At 56.4% G+C, this 17,086-nt stretch carries 15 protein-coding genes; 4 read left to right on the forward strand and 11 right to left on the reverse strand.

Translation table 11 applies throughout. The features are described 5' to 3' along the window. Positions 1-192 precede the first annotated feature (192 nt). Genes TR2A62_RS00595 through TR2A62_RS00615 form a run of 5 tightly spaced genes read right to left on the reverse strand, consistent with a single transcriptional unit; the run spans position 193 to position 5,819 of the window. Positions 193-1,878 carry a thiamine pyrophosphate-binding protein gene (locus TR2A62_RS00595; RefSeq protein ID WP_009159942.1) on the reverse strand — a complete coding sequence of 562 codons (1,686 nt, stop codon included), beginning with the start codon at positions 1,876-1,878 and terminating at the stop codon, positions 193-195. Continuing rightward, on the reverse strand, positions 1,875-2,687 hold the full coding sequence (locus TR2A62_RS00600; RefSeq protein WP_009157520.1) for an alpha/beta fold hydrolase: 813 nt from the start codon (positions 2,685-2,687) through the stop codon (positions 1,875-1,877). Before TR2A62_RS00600 ends, TR2A62_RS00595 begins: the two co-directional genes overlap by 4 nt. Beyond that, the gene (locus TR2A62_RS00605) at positions 2,680-3,276 is read right to left on the reverse strand and encodes an amino acid synthesis family protein (RefSeq protein ID WP_009158507.1); all 597 of its coding nucleotides are present in this window, start codon (positions 3,274-3,276) and stop codon (positions 2,680-2,682) included. The genes TR2A62_RS00600 and TR2A62_RS00605 overlap by 8 nt, the downstream gene beginning before the upstream one ends. A gap of 12 nt (positions 3,277-3,288) precedes the next feature. Continuing rightward, positions 3,289-4,323 carry an LLM class flavin-dependent oxidoreductase gene (locus tag TR2A62_RS00610; RefSeq protein ID WP_009160549.1) on the reverse strand — a complete coding sequence of 345 codons (1,035 nt, stop codon included), beginning with the start codon at positions 4,321-4,323 and terminating at the stop codon, positions 3,289-3,291. Positions 4,324-4,337: 14 nt separating this feature from the next. Then, positions 4,338-5,819 carry an aldehyde dehydrogenase gene (locus tag TR2A62_RS00615; RefSeq protein ID WP_009160535.1) on the reverse strand — a complete coding sequence of 494 codons (1,482 nt, stop codon included), beginning with the start codon at positions 5,817-5,819 and terminating at the stop codon, positions 4,338-4,340. A 98-nt stretch (positions 5,820-5,917) separates the two neighbouring features. On the opposite strand from TR2A62_RS00615, the gene TR2A62_RS00620 reads away from it, so the two are divergent. Beyond that, entirely contained in the window at positions 5,918-6,754 is an 837-nt protein-coding gene (locus TR2A62_RS00620) for a LysR family transcriptional regulator (RefSeq protein WP_009158953.1), read from the forward strand. Here TR2A62_RS00620 and iolG read toward each other — a convergent pair. Genes iolG through iolD form a run of 5 tightly spaced genes read right to left on the reverse strand, consistent with a single transcriptional unit; the run spans position 6,744 to position 12,277 of the window. Next, the gene (gene iolG / locus TR2A62_RS00625; protein ID WP_009158086.1) at positions 6,744-7,736 is read right to left on the reverse strand and encodes an inositol 2-dehydrogenase; all 993 of its coding nucleotides are present in this window, start codon (positions 7,734-7,736) and stop codon (positions 6,744-6,746) included. The genes TR2A62_RS00620 and iolG overlap by 11 nt on opposite strands. Position 7,737: 1 nt before the next feature. Further along, positions 7,738-8,580: a class II fructose-bisphosphate aldolase gene (locus TR2A62_RS00630; RefSeq protein ID WP_009159341.1), complete on the reverse strand. Its 843-nt coding sequence runs from the start codon at positions 8,578-8,580 to the stop codon at positions 7,738-7,740. After that, a complete protein-coding gene (locus tag TR2A62_RS00635; protein ID WP_009159273.1) occupies positions 8,577-9,419 on the reverse strand; it encodes a 5-deoxy-glucuronate isomerase in 843 nt (280 codons plus the stop codon). Before TR2A62_RS00635 ends, TR2A62_RS00630 begins: the two co-directional genes overlap by 4 nt. Before the next feature lie 3 nt (positions 9,420-9,422). Next, entirely contained in the window at positions 9,423-10,406 is a 984-nt protein-coding gene (gene iolC / locus TR2A62_RS00640; protein WP_009160096.1) for a 5-dehydro-2-deoxygluconokinase, read from the reverse strand. Next, positions 10,406-12,277, reverse strand: a complete 1,872-nt coding sequence (gene iolD, locus TR2A62_RS00645) for a 3D-(3,5/4)-trihydroxycyclohexane-1,2-dione acylhydrolase (decyclizing) (protein ID WP_009158778.1) — start codon at positions 12,275-12,277, stop codon at positions 10,406-10,408. The genes iolC and iolD overlap by 1 nt, the downstream gene beginning before the upstream one ends. Positions 12,278-12,397: 120 nt before the next feature. On the opposite strand from iolD, the gene TR2A62_RS00650 reads away from it, so the two are divergent. From TR2A62_RS00650 to TR2A62_RS00660, 3 genes are read left to right on the forward strand one after another with little or no spacing between them, the layout of a single operon-like run. Then, positions 12,398-13,501, forward strand: coding sequence for a Gfo/Idh/MocA family protein (locus tag TR2A62_RS00650; RefSeq protein ID WP_009160456.1), 1,104 nt, complete (start codon positions 12,398-12,400; stop codon positions 13,499-13,501). A 16-nt stretch (positions 13,502-13,517) separates the two neighbouring features. After that, complete coding sequence (locus tag TR2A62_RS00655) at positions 13,518-14,405, forward strand: TIM barrel protein (RefSeq protein WP_009157381.1); 888 nt, start codon at positions 13,518-13,520, stop codon at positions 14,403-14,405. A gap of 10 nt (positions 14,406-14,415) precedes the next feature. Beyond that, complete coding sequence (locus tag TR2A62_RS00660; protein ID WP_009158372.1) at positions 14,416-15,549, forward strand: Gfo/Idh/MocA family protein; 1,134 nt, start codon at positions 14,416-14,418, stop codon at positions 15,547-15,549. A 98-nt stretch (positions 15,550-15,647) separates the two neighbouring features. Here the strand turns inward: TR2A62_RS00660 and TR2A62_RS00665 are convergent, their stop codons facing one another. Further along, positions 15,648-16,652 (reverse strand): LacI family DNA-binding transcriptional regulator, encoded by a 1,005-nt coding sequence (locus TR2A62_RS00665; protein WP_009159158.1) that lies wholly within the window; start codon positions 16,650-16,652, stop codon positions 15,648-15,650. Positions 16,653-17,086 lie beyond the last annotated feature (434 nt).

The following is a 17,086-nucleotide window of genomic DNA, read 5'->3' on the forward strand; positions in this document are numbered from 1 at the left end:
TGTTGCGCAAATCGGGTAAAAAGCGCTCTTCCCCTTTTCGCAGACAGACTTATCCTATGGGCTCTAGTGTGTCTCCATTTTCTTCCGCAATAAACAATCTCCAATATAAAACGATCCGCCAGACGCCTGACAGAGCGCTCCATTTTCAACATTTATCGTACAGGCTGGATCCTGTGGGGCGCTTTTTTTGCTTCAGCCACTGCGATGTTTGAAACTGTCGCGCCGAAAGCTGTAAAGCGCGGTAGGGTCGACTGAGACGTCAACAACGCTAGGTTTGCCGCTGGCCAGTGCGGCCTCGATTGCAGGACCGACCTGATCGAGGCGATCCGCTTTGAATCCCGCCGCGCCATAGAGATCAGCGAGTTGGTCAAAGGGCGGGCTTGAAACATCTGCCCCAATATAGCGCCCGCCAAAGAAGTCGCGTTGGTATGCCTTTTCGGCACCCCAACATCCGTTGTTCATCACCACCGTGACAGAGTTGATGCCGTGGTCCACAGCGGTCGAAAGCTCGGACACGGTCATACCAAACCCTCCGTCACCCATAAGGCTAACAACGGGGCGTTCAGGCTGTGCTAATTTGATGCCGAGCCCTGCAGCGAAGGAAAAGCCGACCAGACCGAAATCCAACGGTGTGAACAGGCTATTGGGCGTCCAGTAGTTCAACGCATCGGTCGCCTGTAGGCAAAGAGTACCAGCGTCCATTGTGATTGCGGCATCTTGAGGCAGCACATCGCGCAATGTTTTGAACAGGCCCGATGGCTGGATAGGGTGGCTCAAATCAGCGACCGCATCGCGCTGTGTCAGAAGTGATTCGCGCGCGGATTGAAAATCTGAGGTCCACTTGGCGACTTCGGCCTTGGCCTGACCAGATGTCACTGCCGTGGCAAGTTGCTGTGCCGCCGTCGGTGCGTCAGACCAGATCCCCATCGCGACCGGAAAATGGCGCCCGATCGCTTCGGGGTCCAGTTCGACCTGAATGATTTCCGCGTCTCTGTTGATGTTGTCGTATGTGAAGAAGGTTGAGTTAAAGCCCAATCGCGTGCCAAGTGCGAGGATGACATCGGCCTCTTTCACCAGTTTCGAGGCGACGGCATTGCCGCGCGGTCCCATTTGACCCGCGTTCAACGGATGCCCAAATGGGATCGCATCACCATGGCCAGGCGAGGTCACAATTGGGCAATTCAGTGCTTCGGCTAATGCCAAGGCCTGTGCGTGACCACCAGAATATTTGATGCCGCCACCAGTGACGATGACGGGCCGTGTGGCCGTATCAAGCATTTGGGCGGCCCGTGCGATGTCATCGGCTTGGGCTGCGGGCAGGGTGTGACACCGGTACGCGCTGGGATCCTGCATCGGTTCAAAATCGGCTTGGCCTGCCAGAACGTCTCTTGGCAAGTTTAGCTGCACCGGGCCGCGGCGCGGGGTTAGGGCAGTTCGGAATGCGGCACGCACCATTTCTGGAACACGTGCGGCCTCGGTGGCTGTCCATGTTTTTTTGGTTACGGGGGTGAACAGCGCCTGCTGGTCGACCTCTTGGAATGCATCGCGGTAGACGTGGCCGGTGGCCAGCGCGCCACCAATTGATAGGACAGGTGAAAACGCCGCTTTGGCTTGGGCCAGCCCGGTCACAAGGTTTGTGGTTCCTGGGCCATTTTGCCCCGCAAGGAACACGCCAGCGGTGCCTGTGACGCGGGCATAGGCGTCTGCCATGTGGGTGCCGGTGCGTTCATCGTGGACGCCAACAAAATTGATGTCGCTCGCGTCATAGAGCGCGTCGAATATCTCCATCGTGGCGGACCCAATGAGACCAAACAGATGTTTGGTATCTTCCGCTTGAAGCGCTGCAACTGCGGCTTGACCGCCGGACATTTGTGTCATGGTTTCAAAACCTTATTGAGAAAAGTAAGTGTGGGTTCTGCAAATGCATCTGGGTCTTCCATAAGGCCAAGGTGCTGCAGATCCGGCACGATGAGCGATTCCGCGCCGTGGATTTCGCGTGATATCGCGTGGGACATCGCGGGCGTACTGCCGGTATCGTTTTCACAAGTCAGCACGTGGGTTGGGGCCGTGATTGGCGTCTGCGGGCGGATTAGCTCTGTCACGCCTGCGGCCAGCACCATACAGGCGTCTGGGTAGCTGGTGACATCAACGCGACCGCGCCACGCAACGACGCGGGCAGGGCCGTCCGCACCTGACGCCAGATAGCGGGGCGTGAACCAGCGTTGTAGGGCCGCGTCCATCGTGGCCATGGGGCCTTCGTCTACGACCTTTGCGGCACGCGCCTCGACCTGAACCTGAGCATCAACGCCACGTTCGTGGGGCGAGTTCCAGACCGCAAGTGCGTCTAACCGGTCCGGATGATCGAGCGCAAAGCGCCGGTTGATCATCCCACCGATTGAAAAGCCAACAAGGCTGGCGCGGTTGATCTCGAGGTGATCCATAAGATCAATGATCTGTTCCGACAGCACTGTGAGTGACATGGGTGCCGGAGGTGCCGAACTATCGCCGTGCCCCCAAAAATCATAGCGCACCACGCGGTATTCGGCATCAAAGGCTGCCATCATGCCATCGAACACAGCACTGCAGAGACCGAGCCCGTGGATCATAATGACCACGGGCCCATCGCTGCGACCGCTGATGCGGTAGGCCGTGCCGTTCGGACTATGGGGCGGCGCTAGGTCAGACACCGGCAGGATTGTCCACGTCGCGGCCCATCTCGCGCAGATCCTCGTAGCGATCGCCGATGCGGTGATGCGGGTGGCCACCGATAGAGGCCCCGAGTGCCATGATGATTTCGTCCTCAGCGGGCGCATCGGGGACTGTCAGGTGAATGGTTTGATAGTGCGAGCGGCGACCGCCGTCATCTTTGTCCATCAACGGGATCATCAGGGAACAGCCCGCCGCCCCTCTTGTATTGGTAAAGGCGAGGTAGCTCTTGGCGTTCACGGCGTCACGGAACTGGTTGCCGAAATGCAGAGTGTGGGTCAGCGCTTGGGCATGCTCGATCTCGCCGCCCATACCGACGACAGACGCTTTGCCGTACCCTTCCAGCGCGTTACCGGTCACACCGAGGATCATGTCGGTCAGCAGTTTGCCGACGATAGGGCCAGTTTCGCGAATTTCGGGGCGCAGGTTTTCAATCCACCCGCGTCCGAACCAAGGGTTCTTGATGATTGCCATTGCGGCCACCAATTTGGTCGGCGTTGAGACAGCTTTGCCGCCTTCGATATGAGTGTCTTGGATGTGCAAGAGAGTGCGGCGGATTTCAGTTGTCATAGGTCGTGTCCTTTAGGAGAATTCTGGCATGACGCGGTCGATAAAGAGCTGGAGCGAGCGTTTTTGCACCGCTGGATCAAGTCCCATAGACGCGTAGTAGATGAACGCATCAACACCAAGATCTTCATATTCTTTAAGTTTGCCGACGACGGTCTCAGAGGTGCCGAACATCAGGTTTTCCTCGAGCATTGCGGGTTCTACGCGCACATTGCCCTCAAGCTCGTCAAACGGGATTTTGTCAGGAAAGCCGTTCACGACGTCGCCAGCCTTCATCATCAGATTGCCGAATTGGCCCAAGACATTGCGGATCGCGCCCATCGTGGCCGCCTTGTCTGCGTCGTCGTCCCAAACGGATGTGTGACGCATCATTGCGAATTGACCGGCGTAAGGCTTGTCTGATTTCGCGATCGCCTCGTCGAGCAACCCGCGATATTTTTCGGCCTCGGCAAAGGGCATGGTCAGGGGCCAGCTCATGATGTTGGCACCATGTTCGACCGCATGGTCAAAGGTGCTGGGCGAGCGTGCTGCAACCCATATAGGCACCTGTTTTTGCAGAGGTTTTGGGCAAGACGTCGATTTTGGGAACTGCCAATGTTCGCCATCATGTTCGACGTCACCTTGCCACAACGCTTGGACGACAGGCAGTGCTTCGGCTAGGTAGCTGTGACCTTCTTTGGTGCTGACACCCGGTTTCATGCGGTCGAATTCGCGCTGATAGGCACCAGATCCGAGGCCAAATTCGAGACGCCCGCCTGACATCACGTCGACCATCGCGGCCTCACCTGCAAGGTTGATGGGATGCCAATATGTGGCATTGGCGACGCCTGACCCCAGCCGGATGTTTTTCGTGTGCGCGGCCCAATGGGACAGCAGCTGGAACGGGTTTGGCGCAATGGTCATTTCAAGCGCGTGATGCTCAGCGGCCCAGACGACTTCGAAACCTGCATCATCGGCCATTTTCACCATCTCAATGACATGGGCGTTAACGGCACTGATATCTTCAGTGGGGTCCATCCGTTCGAGGTTAATCGCAATATGGAATTTCATGATCTTAACCTTTCTTAGCGCGCGACAAAGGCGCCAGCGAGCGGTTGGTCGCTCGTGTTGATCCAAATGGTTTTGGGGCGGGTGAAATCATACATCGCTTGCATCCCGCTTTCGCGGCCATAGCCCGATCCCTTCATCCCGCCGAATTCGGCGATGGGGGAAATCACGCGGTATGTGTTGACCCAAACGATGCCTGCCTTGATCCTTTTTGCGACACGGATCGACCGCGCGCTGTCAGTGGTAAAGATGCCTGCGGCCAGCCCGTGGTTCGTGTCATTTGCCAGTGCGATAACTTCGTCCTCGGTTCGGAACCGAATGACGCTGAGAACTGGGCCAAAGAGTTCCGTATCGACGATCCGCAAATCTTGGCGTGGGCAATCGATAATGGTGGGTTTGTAATAGAGCCCATTCAGCCCGTCGGGCTCGGCTCCGCCTGTCAAAACTGTTCCACCTTCGGTATGGGCGTGGGCGACCTCGCGTTTGATATGATCGAGCTGCGCAAGGGTGCACAGTGGGCCCATTTCGGTTTCCTCGGCAGCAGGATCGCCAATTTTGACGCCTTCAGCGATCTTGACCATGCGCGCGAGGAAATCGTCAGCGATGTCTTCGTGCAGATAAAGCCGCGAGCCTGCCACGCAACTCTGGCCGGTGGCTGCGAAAATACCCGAGACAGAACCGTTCACCGCGCTTTCGATATCGGCGTCGGAAAAGACGATAAAGGGTGATTTACCGCCAAGTTCGAGCGACACTTCGGCGAAATTTTCTGCAGAGTTGTGGATTACGTGCCGAGCAGAGACGGGGCCGCCGGTAAACGCGATGCGTGCAACAAGAGGGTGTGAGGTCAACACTTTGCCGCATGGCTCGCCGTGGCCTGTCACGATGTTGACGACACCATCTGGGATGCCTGCCTGAGCGATCAATTTACCAAATTCGAGCATCGCGGCCGAGGCGTGCTCGGACGCTTTGAGCACCATCGTGTTGCCAGCTGCAAGTGCTGGGCCAATCTTGACCGCACTCAAAAACAACTGACTGTTCCATGGCACAACCGCAGCAATTACGCCCAAGGGTTCGCGGTCAGTCAGGACCAACATGTCGGGTTTGTCGATCGGCAGGACTTCACCCGTCACCTTGTCTGCGGCACCGGCAAAAAAGTGAAAGAATTCAGCGATATACTGAGCCTGCCAACGGGTTTCCTTGAGCATTTTCCCAGTGTCGCGGGTCTCAATGCGGCCTAACTCTTCGGATTTATCCGCTAGTAGGTCACCCAGATTGCGCAGGCATTTGCCGCGTTGCGTGGGGGTCATGTCGGCCCATGGTCCAGTGTTAAACGCGCGATCTGCGGCACGAACGGCACGATCAACATCGTCTGCTGTGGCCTCTGGAATGCGTGCCCATTCGACGCCCGTGCTGGGGTTCATGCTGGTAAAACTGCCGCCATCGCCCGCGTCGACCCATTGGCCGTCGATCAACATCTGAAAGGATTGTAAGTCGCTCATGTGGTGTCTCCCTTGGTTGTAGAATGACGCGATTCTTGTAATTTGAAAAACGAAACTATTTGAATAGATAGTTCGACTTTTTCGAATTAAGTTGTGATATGAACATTACTGCGCTCCAGACCTTTTTGGCGATCGTTGAGACGGGTAGTCTTGCGCGGGCGTCCGAACAAATGAACGTAACCCAGTCGACCGTCACTGCGCGGCTACAATCATTAGAGCAGGAGTTGGGCCAACAGCTGATCGTGCGGCAAAAGTCGGGTGCGCGTATGACGGCGTCCGGTCAGCGGCTCAAACGCACGGCCGAGGTCATGACCCAACTGTGGCGCCAAGCGCGCCAAGAAACGGCGCTGCCTGAGCGGATCAGCGAAGTGTGCAATATTGGCTGCCAACACGAGCTGTGGTCGGATCTGGGTGAGCGTCTGATCACCGATATTCGGACGATGCGGCCTAATGCAGCGCTGTCTGTATGGCCAGGCAGCGCATCGGAACTGACTGCGTGGTTGGCTGCAGGGTTGATTGATGTTGCGTTGACACACAGCGCGACAGTTCAGCAAAACCAACAAATTTTTCCAATTGGAACGGAGGACTTGATCCTCGTATCGACCGATGCGGCGGCCCCTTTGCGGTTTGATCCGGGGTATGTGTTTGTTGAGGGTGGGGAAGAGTTTGGGCGTGCCCATGCTGCAGCTTATTCCGATGCGGCCAGTGCGCGTTTGAGCTTTGGCAGCGCGACTTGGGGGCTTGCGCATATTCTGGGGCAGGGTGGGTCTGCGTATCTGCCCGCGCGGATGGTGGCGCCCTATATTAAAACGGGCCAATTGCATCGACTGGCGGACGCGCCGGTGTTTCAACGGCGCGCCTATTTGATCTTGAATGCGCATGCAGCGCAGGCGTGGCCGTGGATCCAGCCGTTGATCGAACAGCTTAGCCGCTGATCTCTTTGGCCTTGCCGGTTTCCCACGCGAGGGTGGCTGCATCGGCAAGCATCTGGGCCTTGAGCCCGTCAGTGCCATCAGGGCTGATCGGAGTGCTATTGGTAACGGCGTCAATGAAGTGGATCATCTCTGACCGATACGCTTGTGCATAGCGTTCGAGGAAAAAGTTCTGAGCAACCGCGCGGGTGAACCCGGCTTCGGTTGCGATTTCCACATGGTTTTCCAGAACATTGTCAGCGCGGATCAGACCTTTGGAACCGTGCACTTCGATGCGCTGGTCATAGCCATAGGTGGCACGGCGCGAGTTCGAGATTTGGCAAAGCTTGCCGCTCGCAGTTCTAAGCTGAACGATCGCGGTATCAACATCACCTTCGGCACCGATTGCCGGATCGACAAGGCACGAGCCCATCGCCTGCACTTCGACGGGGTCTTCGCCCAAGAGGAAGCGCGCCATGTCAAAGTCGTGGATCATCATGTCGCGGAAAATTCCGCCCGAGGTTGCCACATAGCTCGCGGGGGGCGGGCTAGGGTCACGGCTGAGAATGTTGACCATCTCGACGTCGCCTACGGCACCTTGGGAGAGTTGGCTTTGAAGGTGAGCAAAGTTCGCGTCAAACCGGCGGTTAAATGCGGTCAGAAATGGCACGCCAGCGGTTTCGACAGCGACGAGACACGCACGGATATTATCGACGGACATGTCGACTGGTTTCTCGCAAAAGATCGCCTTGCCTGCGGCGGCGGCTGCGTGGATCAGGTCGTAGTGTGTTGTGGTCGGTGTGCCGATGACAACCGCGTCGACGTCAGGGTTCGCGATGACCTCTTCTGACATCTGAACGGCTGCACCCAATGTACCAGCAAGAGCCCGTGCTGCTTCAGGGACAAAGTCGGAGACAGCCACAACGCGTGCGGTGTCCAAGCCCTTGATTGTCATGCCGTGGACCTGACCAATACGGCCGCATCCCAAGAGTCCTATGTTGAGCATACTAGCCTCGTAGATCAGGGGCGCCAAAAGCGCGCAAAACGGATTGAGTGGCAGTCATCACTGGGTCATGCGTTGCCTTGAGGAGCACAGCGCGATCAAACTGATCGGGGTCGCTGTTGACCGACGCGCGCAATGCCGCGCCAAAGGCCATACGCAGTTCGGTCCCGATGTTGAATTTGCAGACTTTCGATGTCTGTGCCAGCAACGTTCGTTGGGCCACGGGCACACCTGATCCACCATGAATGACAAGTGGAACGCTTGTGACGGCCTCGATCGCTTGGATGCGGGGCAGGTCGAGCCCGCCTTCTTTGTCCTGTTGCAGGTGCACATTGCCGACAGAGATTGCCATTGCGTCAACACCGCTTTCGCGGGCGAATTGCGCGGCTTCATCTGGGTCAGTCCCGGCCGAGTTTTCGCCGTTGGCATACCCGACAAAGCCGATCTCGCCTTCGCAGGAAATGCCCGCTGCATTAGCAAGCTCTGCGATGCGTGCGGTCTCGTCGATGTTCTGGTTCAGCGGTTTGCGCGACCCGTCATACATCAGCGAGGTAAAGCCTGAATCGAGCGCTTTGCTGCATTCGTCAAAGGTATAGCCGTGATCAAGATGGGCAACGACAGGCACATCAACCTCGGCGGCTAAGTGCCGGTACATTTTGCCCAAAATCGGAAGGGGCGTGTGTTCGCGGCAACCCGGCCCTGCCTGTAGAATAACAGGCGCACCAATGGATTGTGCGGCATAGGCATAGGCCCGCATGTCTTCCCACCCAAGGGTGACAAGACCGCCGACAGCATAATTTCCCTTCAGCGCTGGCTGAAGGACGTCTGCAAGTGTGGCTAGTGTCATTTGAATTTGGCAATCATGTCTTTGATGCCCGGGATGGTTTCCAACTGGTCCGCATGAGAGGGCTGGAAATACTGAATGAGGCTGCGCTGGCTCAGTCCGCCAAGGATTGTGAAATAATACATCTCGTAACCGGGCAGCACACAGCAAGGGTGATAGCCGCTGTCGAGACAAATGGTCGATCCATCGACGAGATGATAGGCGTCGCCGGGTTTGCCGTCTTCGCGCTGCAACATCTGCACGCCGGAACCATGGTTGGGACGGAAGCGGAAGTTGTAGGTTTCGTCATGACGCGTCTCGATAGGCAAACGGTCTGTGTCATGCTTGTGGCTTGGGAAACCGGACCAGCCGCCCTGACCGACAGTAAAGAGTTCTGACACCAACAAACGCCCGACTTTGTCGTGCTGTTTCTGACCCAAGATGTGCTTGATCTTGCGGTGGGTTTTGGTGTCGTCCGAGCCGTATTGAACCTTGTCCAGCTCGTCTGAACGGACGGCAAAGGCTTCGAGTACTTGATCGTATTTCGCACCAGCGACAAAGATCTCGGCAGTGTCCGAAGTACATACGATTTCGGCACGTGCTGCGGTGGGGACGTATACGCCCTCAGGTTCGCCATCCCAAACGTCGATCACGCGACCGCCGAGGCTTGAGACTTTGAACCCTTCGACATTGACGTCAACGGTGCCTGTCGCTGGCACGATGCAAGTCTCGTAGCCAGGGGTCATGTATTCGAATGCCTGACCTTTGGTCAGTTTGACGATGTTGAAATAGTTCAGTGGAACCGTTGCATCATCTACGTCCACGATCGGGGCGTTCTTGTTATCAAATGGGGCGATGTGCATGGGTTATCCTTTTACGTCACTTGGTCCGGGGTGGGTGGCGAGAAACGCCTCGAGTTGTTCGTTATTTGGCATAGCGGGTGCGCAGCTGGGTTTTGCCACGACAATCGCGGCACAAGCCGAGCCGCGCAAAACGGCCTCGTCCATATCGCGACCTTCGGCAAGGCTGGCGATGAAACCCGCCATGAAACTGTCGCCTGCGCCTGTCGGCTTGACCGCTTCGACGGCATAGATGCCGGTGCGGGTCTCTGTTCCGTTTGCAAATGTAATCGCGCCAAGGTGACCCATCTTGTAGACCACGATACTGGCAGTTGTGCTGGCCAGTTCGCGCGCTTTGGCGAGGCCTTTGTCGATGCCACCAGCCATAAAGCCGAATTCTTCGTCATTGGCGACGATCACATCCGATAGCGTGCCTGCACGTGACAGCACGTCTTCGGCCACTTCGGCGCTCGGCCAGCTATACGGGCGGTAATCTACGTCAAATATGATTGGCAGCCCGGCCGCACGGGCCAATTCGAACGCGCGAAACGCAGCACTGCGCGACGGCTCTGCGGCAAAGACTGTACCCGCGGTGATCAGTGCACCGTATTTGCTGTAGTCGACGGCTTCGACATCCTCGATGCTCATCTGAAAATCAGCGGCACCGTTGCGGTAGATGACCGATTGGTGGTCTTCAACGCGGGTTTCATAGAGCGCCAGTGAATTGCGAAATTCGCCTGCAATGGGTGTCACATGGGTGGAGTCAACGCCGTAGTGTTTCAACTGGTTCAAGCAGTAGCGTCCGATCGAGTCGTCCGACACACGCGTGACAAGCGCGGTAGACGCCCCGAATTTCGAAAGGCCAGCGGCGATGTTTGCACTGCTGCCGCCCATGGCGACGACCACCGTTTCGGCGTTTTCGGTTTTGACGTCTGTGGGCGGGGACAGGTCCATGCCCACGCGCCCTACAACGACAAAACTGTTCTTTTTGATCCCTGTAAGGATGTCCATCAGACGCCCTTTCGCTGGCGGGATCGGCTGGATTCCCAATCGACGTGTGCCTCGCGGACGCGGTCGCTGTTGGTGATATGTGGTGTTCCCACCTCCCACCAAGTGTGACCTTTGGTTGTCCAGCCGTCATAGGCGTCGACCTTCATCACGATGACTGAGGTCGTGTCGCTGGCTTTGGCACGTTTGAACGCCTCGGCCAGTTCTGCTGGATTTCCAACGGTTTCCGCATTGGCCCCCATCGCAGCGGCGTGCGCCTCAAAGTCGACCCCAACCTGATGGGTCGCGGTCGGTGTGTCTGCGATCAGGTTGTTAAAACTCTCGTTGCCGGTGTTGTTCTGCAACTTGTTGATGACAGCAAAGCCCCCATTGTCGAGCACCAGAACAATCATCTTTTTCTGGGTCAGAACGCTGGAATAGAGGTCTGAGTTCAGCATCAGATACGATCCGTCGCCGGTAAAGATGATGGTGTCGTTGTCTGGTTCAGATTCAGACTGGGCAATTCGTGCGCCCCAGCCGCCAGCGATCTCGTAGCCCATGCATGAGAAACCAAATTCGACGTCGACGGTGCCAATGTCCAAGGTCCGCCAGTTGGCGGTCACCTCGGCAGGTAGACCGCCGGCAGCGGCCACCACGCGGTCACGGGGATCACATAGGGCGTTTACGGTCCCGATGGCTTGGGCATAAGAGTTTGGGCGATTACCGGGTTTGACGTTGCCGGCGACATAGTCGTTCCATTTGGCACGTTCCGCCTGCGCCTCTGCGGTCCAAGCTGCTGGGGCGGTATAGCCATCCAGTGCTTTCGTCAGTGCAGTGATTCCCAGTTTGGCATCACCCACGACCGGCAGTGACCGGTGTTTGCCCGCATCATGACGCCCTGCATTCAGGGAAATGATCTGGGCGTCTTTGGCAAATGCGGTCCAAGAGCCCGTGGTAAAATCCTGAAGACGGCAGCCAACAGATAGGATTACATCGGCGCGTTCGGCCACATGGTTGGCGCTGTCTGAACCGGTGACGCCGACTGGACCGATGTTCAGCGCGTGATCATTGGTCAGGTTGGCGCGGCCCGCGATTGTTTCGATGACTGGAATATTGTGCGCCTCGGCAAAGGCTGTCACCTCGGCCACTGCACGGGAATATTGCACGCCACCACCTGCGATCAACACAGGGCGTTCTGCCGATTTCAAGGCGGCCACGGCATCTGCGATTTCGTCTGCATCGGGTGCAGAGCGACGAATGCGCCATGTCTTTTCTTCAAAGAACTCGACGGGATAATCGTAGGTCCAGCCCTGAATGTCTTGTGGCAGTGCAATAAATGCCGGGCCGCAGTCGGCAGGGTCAAGCATCGTTGCCAACGAAGCAGGAAGCGACTGAACAATCTGTGCAGGATGCGTGATGCGATCCCAATAGCGGCTGACAGACTGAAATCCGTCGTTCACGCCAATCGTTGGATTGCCAAAGTGTTCGAGCTGTTGAAGCACCGGATCAGGTAGGCGCGTTTGAAACGCGTCGCCACACAGCAGCAACATTGGCAGCCGGTTGGCATGGGCGAGGGCCGCAGACGTGTAAAGGTTTGCCGTACCGGGCCCCGCGCTGGCGGTGCAGAACATGAAACGTCGGCGCAAATGATATTTTGCATATGCAGCAGCAGCGAATCCCATGCTCTGTTCGTTTTGACCACGATAGAGAGGCAGTTCCTCTTGCTGGTTATAGAGCGCTTCACCCAAACAGGTGACGTTTCCGTGACCAAAAATGCCAAAGCCGCCGCCACAGACACGGGTGCGAACCCCATCAATTTCAATGAATTGCGCGGCCAGATAGCGAATAATGGCCTGTGCGGTCGTCAGGGTAATGGTCTGCGTGTCTTGGCTCACCGGCTGTGTCCGCCTCTCGTAAAATTCAAGTTTGAGTCGATTGACCATTGACCAGCCGACCCAATCAAAGATACTCACTTTGCAACCGGTTGCAATCGGTTTTTCAAATGGGTGACGCGCATGACGAAAATTGGCATCGGATTGGTGGGTGGCGGTTATATGGGCAAGGCGCATGCCGTAGCCTATGCATCGGTCGGATTGGTGTTTGGAACTGCATTGCGGCCGTATCTTGCTTCGGTTTGTGGCAGCACTCCTGCGAGCTCGAAACGTTACCAAGAGGCGTTTGGCGCAGAATCGGCAGCCAACAATTGGATGGATTTGGTCAATGATCCGGCGGTTGAGGCCGTTGTGATCGCGTCCCCGCAAGAGACACACCGAGAGATTGCGCTGGCGGCGTTCGTATTGGGCAAGCCTGTGTTTTGTGAAAAGCCGCTGGGTGCGTCTATGGAAGATGGGCAGGCGATGGTCGATGCAGCCAAGGCGTCTGGCTGTGTGAACATGATCGGGTTCAACTACATCCGTACCCCAGCCTCGCAATATGCCCAGAACCTAATCGCGGAGGGTGCCATCGGCGATGTCACGTGGTTCCGCGGTGAGCATACAGAAGATTTTCTGGCCGACCTGACCAAACCCGCGAATTGGCGGACCACGGGGCGGGCCAACGGGACGATGGGCGATCTGGCCCCGCATATGATCAACGGTGCCCGCGCGCTAATCGGTCCAATAACCGAAGTGAACGCCCGCATCGAGACCGTCCACGAAACGCGCAACGGAGTTGCCGTTACCAATGATGACCAAGCGCAAATGATGTGCCGGTTTGAGAATGGGGTCATGGGGCACCTATTTTTTAGCCGCGTCGCGACAGGGCGCAAAATGGGCTATGCGTATGAAATCCACGGAACCAAAGGGTCGATCAAATTCGACCAAGAGGACCAGAACGCGCTGCATCTCTATTTGATGGACGGGCCTGACGCGACACGCGGTTTCCGTAAAATTCTTACGGGACCTGCGCATCCGGATTACCTTCCGTTTTGTCAGGGGCCGGGTCACGGCACTGGCTATCAAGATCAAATCATCATCGAAGCGCGCGATTTCCTCGCCGCTATTGAAAAGGGCCAGAACATCTGGCCGACCTTTGCCGAAGGGTTAGAGGTCAACCGCGTCGTCGCTGCCGCTTGGGGTTCGCAAGACGGCGGTCAATGGAAAACAGTTAAAGATTACTAGATAAGGCTTTGAAAACATGATCACTATTGGCAACGCGCCCTGTAGTTGGGGTGTCGAATTCGCGGATGATCCGCGCAATCCAAACTGGAAAACCGTGCTGGCTGAAAATGCGTCAGCGGGCTTTACCGGCATCGAATTGGGACCGATCGGCTTTATGCCTGAGGATCCACCACTGGTCGCAGACGCGCTCGAAGAGACGGGCCAGACCCTGATCGGTGGCGTTGTTTTCCGCCCGTTTCATGATTTGGAAAAATGGGACGAAGTTTTGGATGCGTCTGTTCGGACATGCAAAGCATTGGTGGCGCATGGTGCGCAACACCTTGTTCTTATTGATTCAATTTCACCACGTCGTGCGCCGACAGCAGGTCGCCCCGACGAGGCTGAACAAATGGACAAGGCGGAGTGGATTGCGTTCCGTGACCGCATCGCAACTGTCGCGAAAATGGGTGCCGAAGAATACGGGTTGACCGTCGGAATGCACGCCCACGCGGCTGGTTTCATCGATTTTGAACCAGAGCTCGAGCGCCTGCTATCTGAAGTCGACGAATCACACTTGAAAATCTGTTTTGACACTGGTCACCACTCTTATGCAGGATACGATCCGATTGCGTTCATGGAACGGAACATGGATCGCATTTCTTATATGCATTTTAAAGATATCAACCCCAAAGTTAAAGCCGACGTCGTTGCCAAACGGACAGGATTCTACGACGCATGTGCGCAGGGCATCTTTTGCAATTTGGGCGACGGCGACGTCGATTTCCCGAAGGTGCGCGCGCTGTTGGTCAACGCGGGCTTTGAAGGTTGGTGCACTGTTGAGCAAGACTGCGATCCTGAAGGTGACACGTCGCCTGCAGCTGATGCGCTTTTGAACGGCAACTATCTGAAATCCATCGGTTTTTAAGGAACAGATCATGGCAAAACTGAATTGGGGTATGATCGGCGGCGGCAAAGGTAGCCAAATCGGTCCAGCACACCGTATGGGCGCGCATGCTGATGGCATTTTTTCGTTTACTGCTGGTGCGCTAGATATCGATGCTGAAGCAGGCCGCGCCTATGCAGCCGAGCTTGGGATCGAGTCTGATCGCGCCTATGCAAATTGGCAGGACATGCTAGAGGGCGAACGCAACCGCGAGGATCGGGTCGATCTGGTGACCGTTGCGACGCCGAACAACACCCACTTTGAAATCACCAAGAATTTTCTTGAAGCCGGGTTCAACGTGCTTTGCGAAAAGCCGATGACAATGACCGTCGAGCAAGGTGAAGAGATCGTCAAGATCGCCGAGAAGACCGGCAAAATTTGTGCGGTGAACTACTGCTATTCGGCCTATCCGATGGTCCGCGAGATGCGTGAAATGGTGCGCACCGGACAGGTTGGTAAGGTACGTTTGGTTGTCACAAATTTTAGCCACGGACACCACGGCGATGCGACCGATGCGGACAATCCGCGGGTGCGCTGGCGCTATGATCCAGCGATGGCTGGTGTGTCTGGCCAGTTCGCAGATTGCGGTATTCATGCCATGCATATGGCCAGCTTTATCGCAGGTGATCAGGTGCGTAGCTTGTCTGCGGACTTTGCCTCGACCATCTCTAGCCGCGAGCTGGAAGACGATGCGATGGTGAATTTCCGTATGGAAAACGGGACTGTAGGCCGTCTGTGGACGTCGTCCGTGGCGATTGGTCGTCAGCACGGTTTTGATATCCAAGTGTTTGGCGAAACGGGTGGCATGCGTTGGATGTCAGAGCAGCCAAACCAAGTGATGTACACGCCTGTAGGTGGTCGCACACAAATCATGGAGAAGGGCGAAGGCAGCTTGTCTGATGAGGCATCGCGTTTGTCACGGGTGGCAATCGCGCACCCCGAAGGCTTCCCTTTGGCTGTGGCGAACATCTATGTCGATCTCGCAGCGGCCATTCGCGGCGAGACCCGCGATGGTCTGCCTACAGCCGAGGATGGCGTGCGGTCGATGGCGGCGGTCTATGCGGCTGTGCAATCTGCAAAAGATGATGGTGCGTGGGTAGACGCCCGTCCGTCTATCTATCGATAAATTTTATGTAATTTGCGTAATTTTGACTTCGAATTACGTAATTTGCATATTTTGAACCCAATCGCGGGCGGTCTGTTAACGGGATCGCCCGCTTTTTTTTACGGTGCGCTGCGTTTGGGCAGGGTTCCGCGATCAATGACGTGACACTGAAACAGGCGCGCTTCGGGATAGCGGTCTGGTTCCTCTAGCATCGCTTCGATCAATTCGATGGATGACGCGATGATTTGGCGAACGGGTTGGTGGATCGTCGTCAGGTCAAGGTTCTCCCAGCGCGACATTTCCATATCATTGAGACCAATGAGCCCGATGTCGTCTGGGCAACTAAGGCCCGCTGATTGGATGGCGCTAAGCGCCCCGATGGTCAGAACGTCGTCACCGCAAAAATAGGCTTGGGCCGGATCGGTCATCAGACGCTTGGTCATTTCGACACGGCCTGCATCAAAAGAATAGGCGCTGGCAAAGCTGCTGGTGACTTCGATATGCGGCGCCGTCGCCATTTCCTGTAAAAAGCCGTCGAGACGGTCACCGGTCGATGTCGCATCCTCGGGGCCACCCAGAAACCCGACATTTGAATACTCGCGCCGGATCAGTTCGCGGGCGGCCATGCGGCCTGCCTCGATATTGTCGATGCCGACGACGTGGACTTCGGGTGTCGACGCATGACGGCCAAAACAATGGACAACCGGAATGCGCGCATCACGAAATGCCTTGGCAAAAGAAGGGGGCAGCGTGGACGAGGCCACAACGACCCCATCGACAGAATACTGCTGAAGCATCTGGACCCATTTATCGGGGGTCGTTTCGTCAGAAAGGTTCACAATCAGCGGGCGAAGGCCACGGTCCTGCAAGCCGCGCGTAAAGAGATCGAACACCTCTAGAAAGATCGGATTGTGAAAGTTGTTAGAGACGAGGCCAATCAATTTTGTTCGGCCTGTTGTCATCGCAGAGGCCAGCGCGTTTGGACTGTAGCCCAGTTCGGTTGCTGCCTTTTGCACCTTGCGGCGTGTCTTTTCCGAAACGGACGCGCCTGCAGTAAATGTACGGGAAACGGCTGATCGAGAGACACCGGCCTTGAGTGCAACATCTTTTAAAGTAACGGCCATCCAGTGTCTTTCATATTTACGTGCGCAAGCGGCGCTGGGGCATATTGCTGTGATTGCACGGCCATTGCAACCGGATGCAAGATTTTTGCAACGGGTGTGGCTTGGGGCAGAATCAGTCTGCCGTTCTGTTCCGGCATACGCAGGAAGAGAGCTGGCCTAAGGTAAGGAAAACCCCCGGCTGATCCGCAATTCACACCTTTTTTCAAAGACAATTCACGGAATTCACAGGAAAACTCACACCTGATCTGGCGCTTGTCGTGTCACCCTAGAGTTGTTCTGGCCGCGGTGGGTTGCGGCACAAGCCAAGCGCGTTTTACCACGGTGATGCGGCCGCTCTATTACCTGTGATTTGTGAAGTGTCGCACGCGCTGGGACATGGTGTGTTGTTCTTGGACGGCGCGTTGATGCAGTTTTCTTTGGATGAATTGGCAGGG

This window comes from Thalassobium sp. R2A62 (assembly GCF_000161835.1).
GTDB lineage: Bacteria > Pseudomonadota > Alphaproteobacteria > Rhodobacterales > Rhodobacteraceae > Thalassobium.

Excerpts from the sequence above, each read along its gene's own strand:
- TR2A62_RS00595 (WP_009159942.1), bottom strand. The coding sequence starts at position 1,878 with ATGACACAAATGTCCGGCGGTCAAGCCGCAGTTGCAGCGCTTCAAGCG.
- TR2A62_RS00605 (WP_009158507.1), bottom strand. The coding sequence starts at position 3,276 with ATGACAACTGAAATCCGCCGCACTCTCTTGCACATCCAAGACACTCAT.
- TR2A62_RS00610 (WP_009160549.1), bottom strand. The coding sequence starts at position 4,323 with ATGAAATTCCATATTGCGATTAACCTCGAACGGATGGACCCCACTGAA.
- TR2A62_RS00615 (WP_009160535.1), bottom strand. The coding sequence starts at position 5,819 with ATGAGCGACTTACAATCCTTTCAGATGTTGATCGACGGCCAATGGGTC.
- TR2A62_RS00620 (WP_009158953.1), top strand. The coding sequence starts at position 5,918 with ATGAACATTACTGCGCTCCAGACCTTTTTGGCGATCGTTGAGACGGGT.
- iolG (WP_009158086.1), bottom strand. The coding sequence starts at position 7,736 with ATGCTCAACATAGGACTCTTGGGATGCGGCCGTATTGGTCAGGTCCAC.
- TR2A62_RS00630 (WP_009159341.1), bottom strand. The coding sequence starts at position 8,580 with ATGACACTAGCCACACTTGCAGACGTCCTTCAGCCAGCGCTGAAGGGA.
- TR2A62_RS00635 (WP_009159273.1), bottom strand. The coding sequence starts at position 9,419 with ATGCACATCGCCCCATTTGATAACAAGAACGCCCCGATCGTGGACGTA.
- iolC (WP_009160096.1), bottom strand. The coding sequence starts at position 10,406 with ATGGACATCCTTACAGGGATCAAAAAGAACAGTTTTGTCGTTGTAGGG.
- TR2A62_RS00650 (WP_009160456.1), top strand. The coding sequence starts at position 12,398 with ATGACGAAAATTGGCATCGGATTGGTGGGTGGCGGTTATATGGGCAAG.
- TR2A62_RS00655 (WP_009157381.1), top strand. The coding sequence starts at position 13,518 with ATGATCACTATTGGCAACGCGCCCTGTAGTTGGGGTGTCGAATTCGCG.
- TR2A62_RS00660 (WP_009158372.1), top strand. The coding sequence starts at position 14,416 with ATGGCAAAACTGAATTGGGGTATGATCGGCGGCGGCAAAGGTAGCCAA.
- TR2A62_RS00665 (WP_009159158.1), bottom strand. The coding sequence starts at position 16,652 with ATGGCCGTTACTTTAAAAGATGTTGCACTCAAGGCCGGTGTCTCTCGA.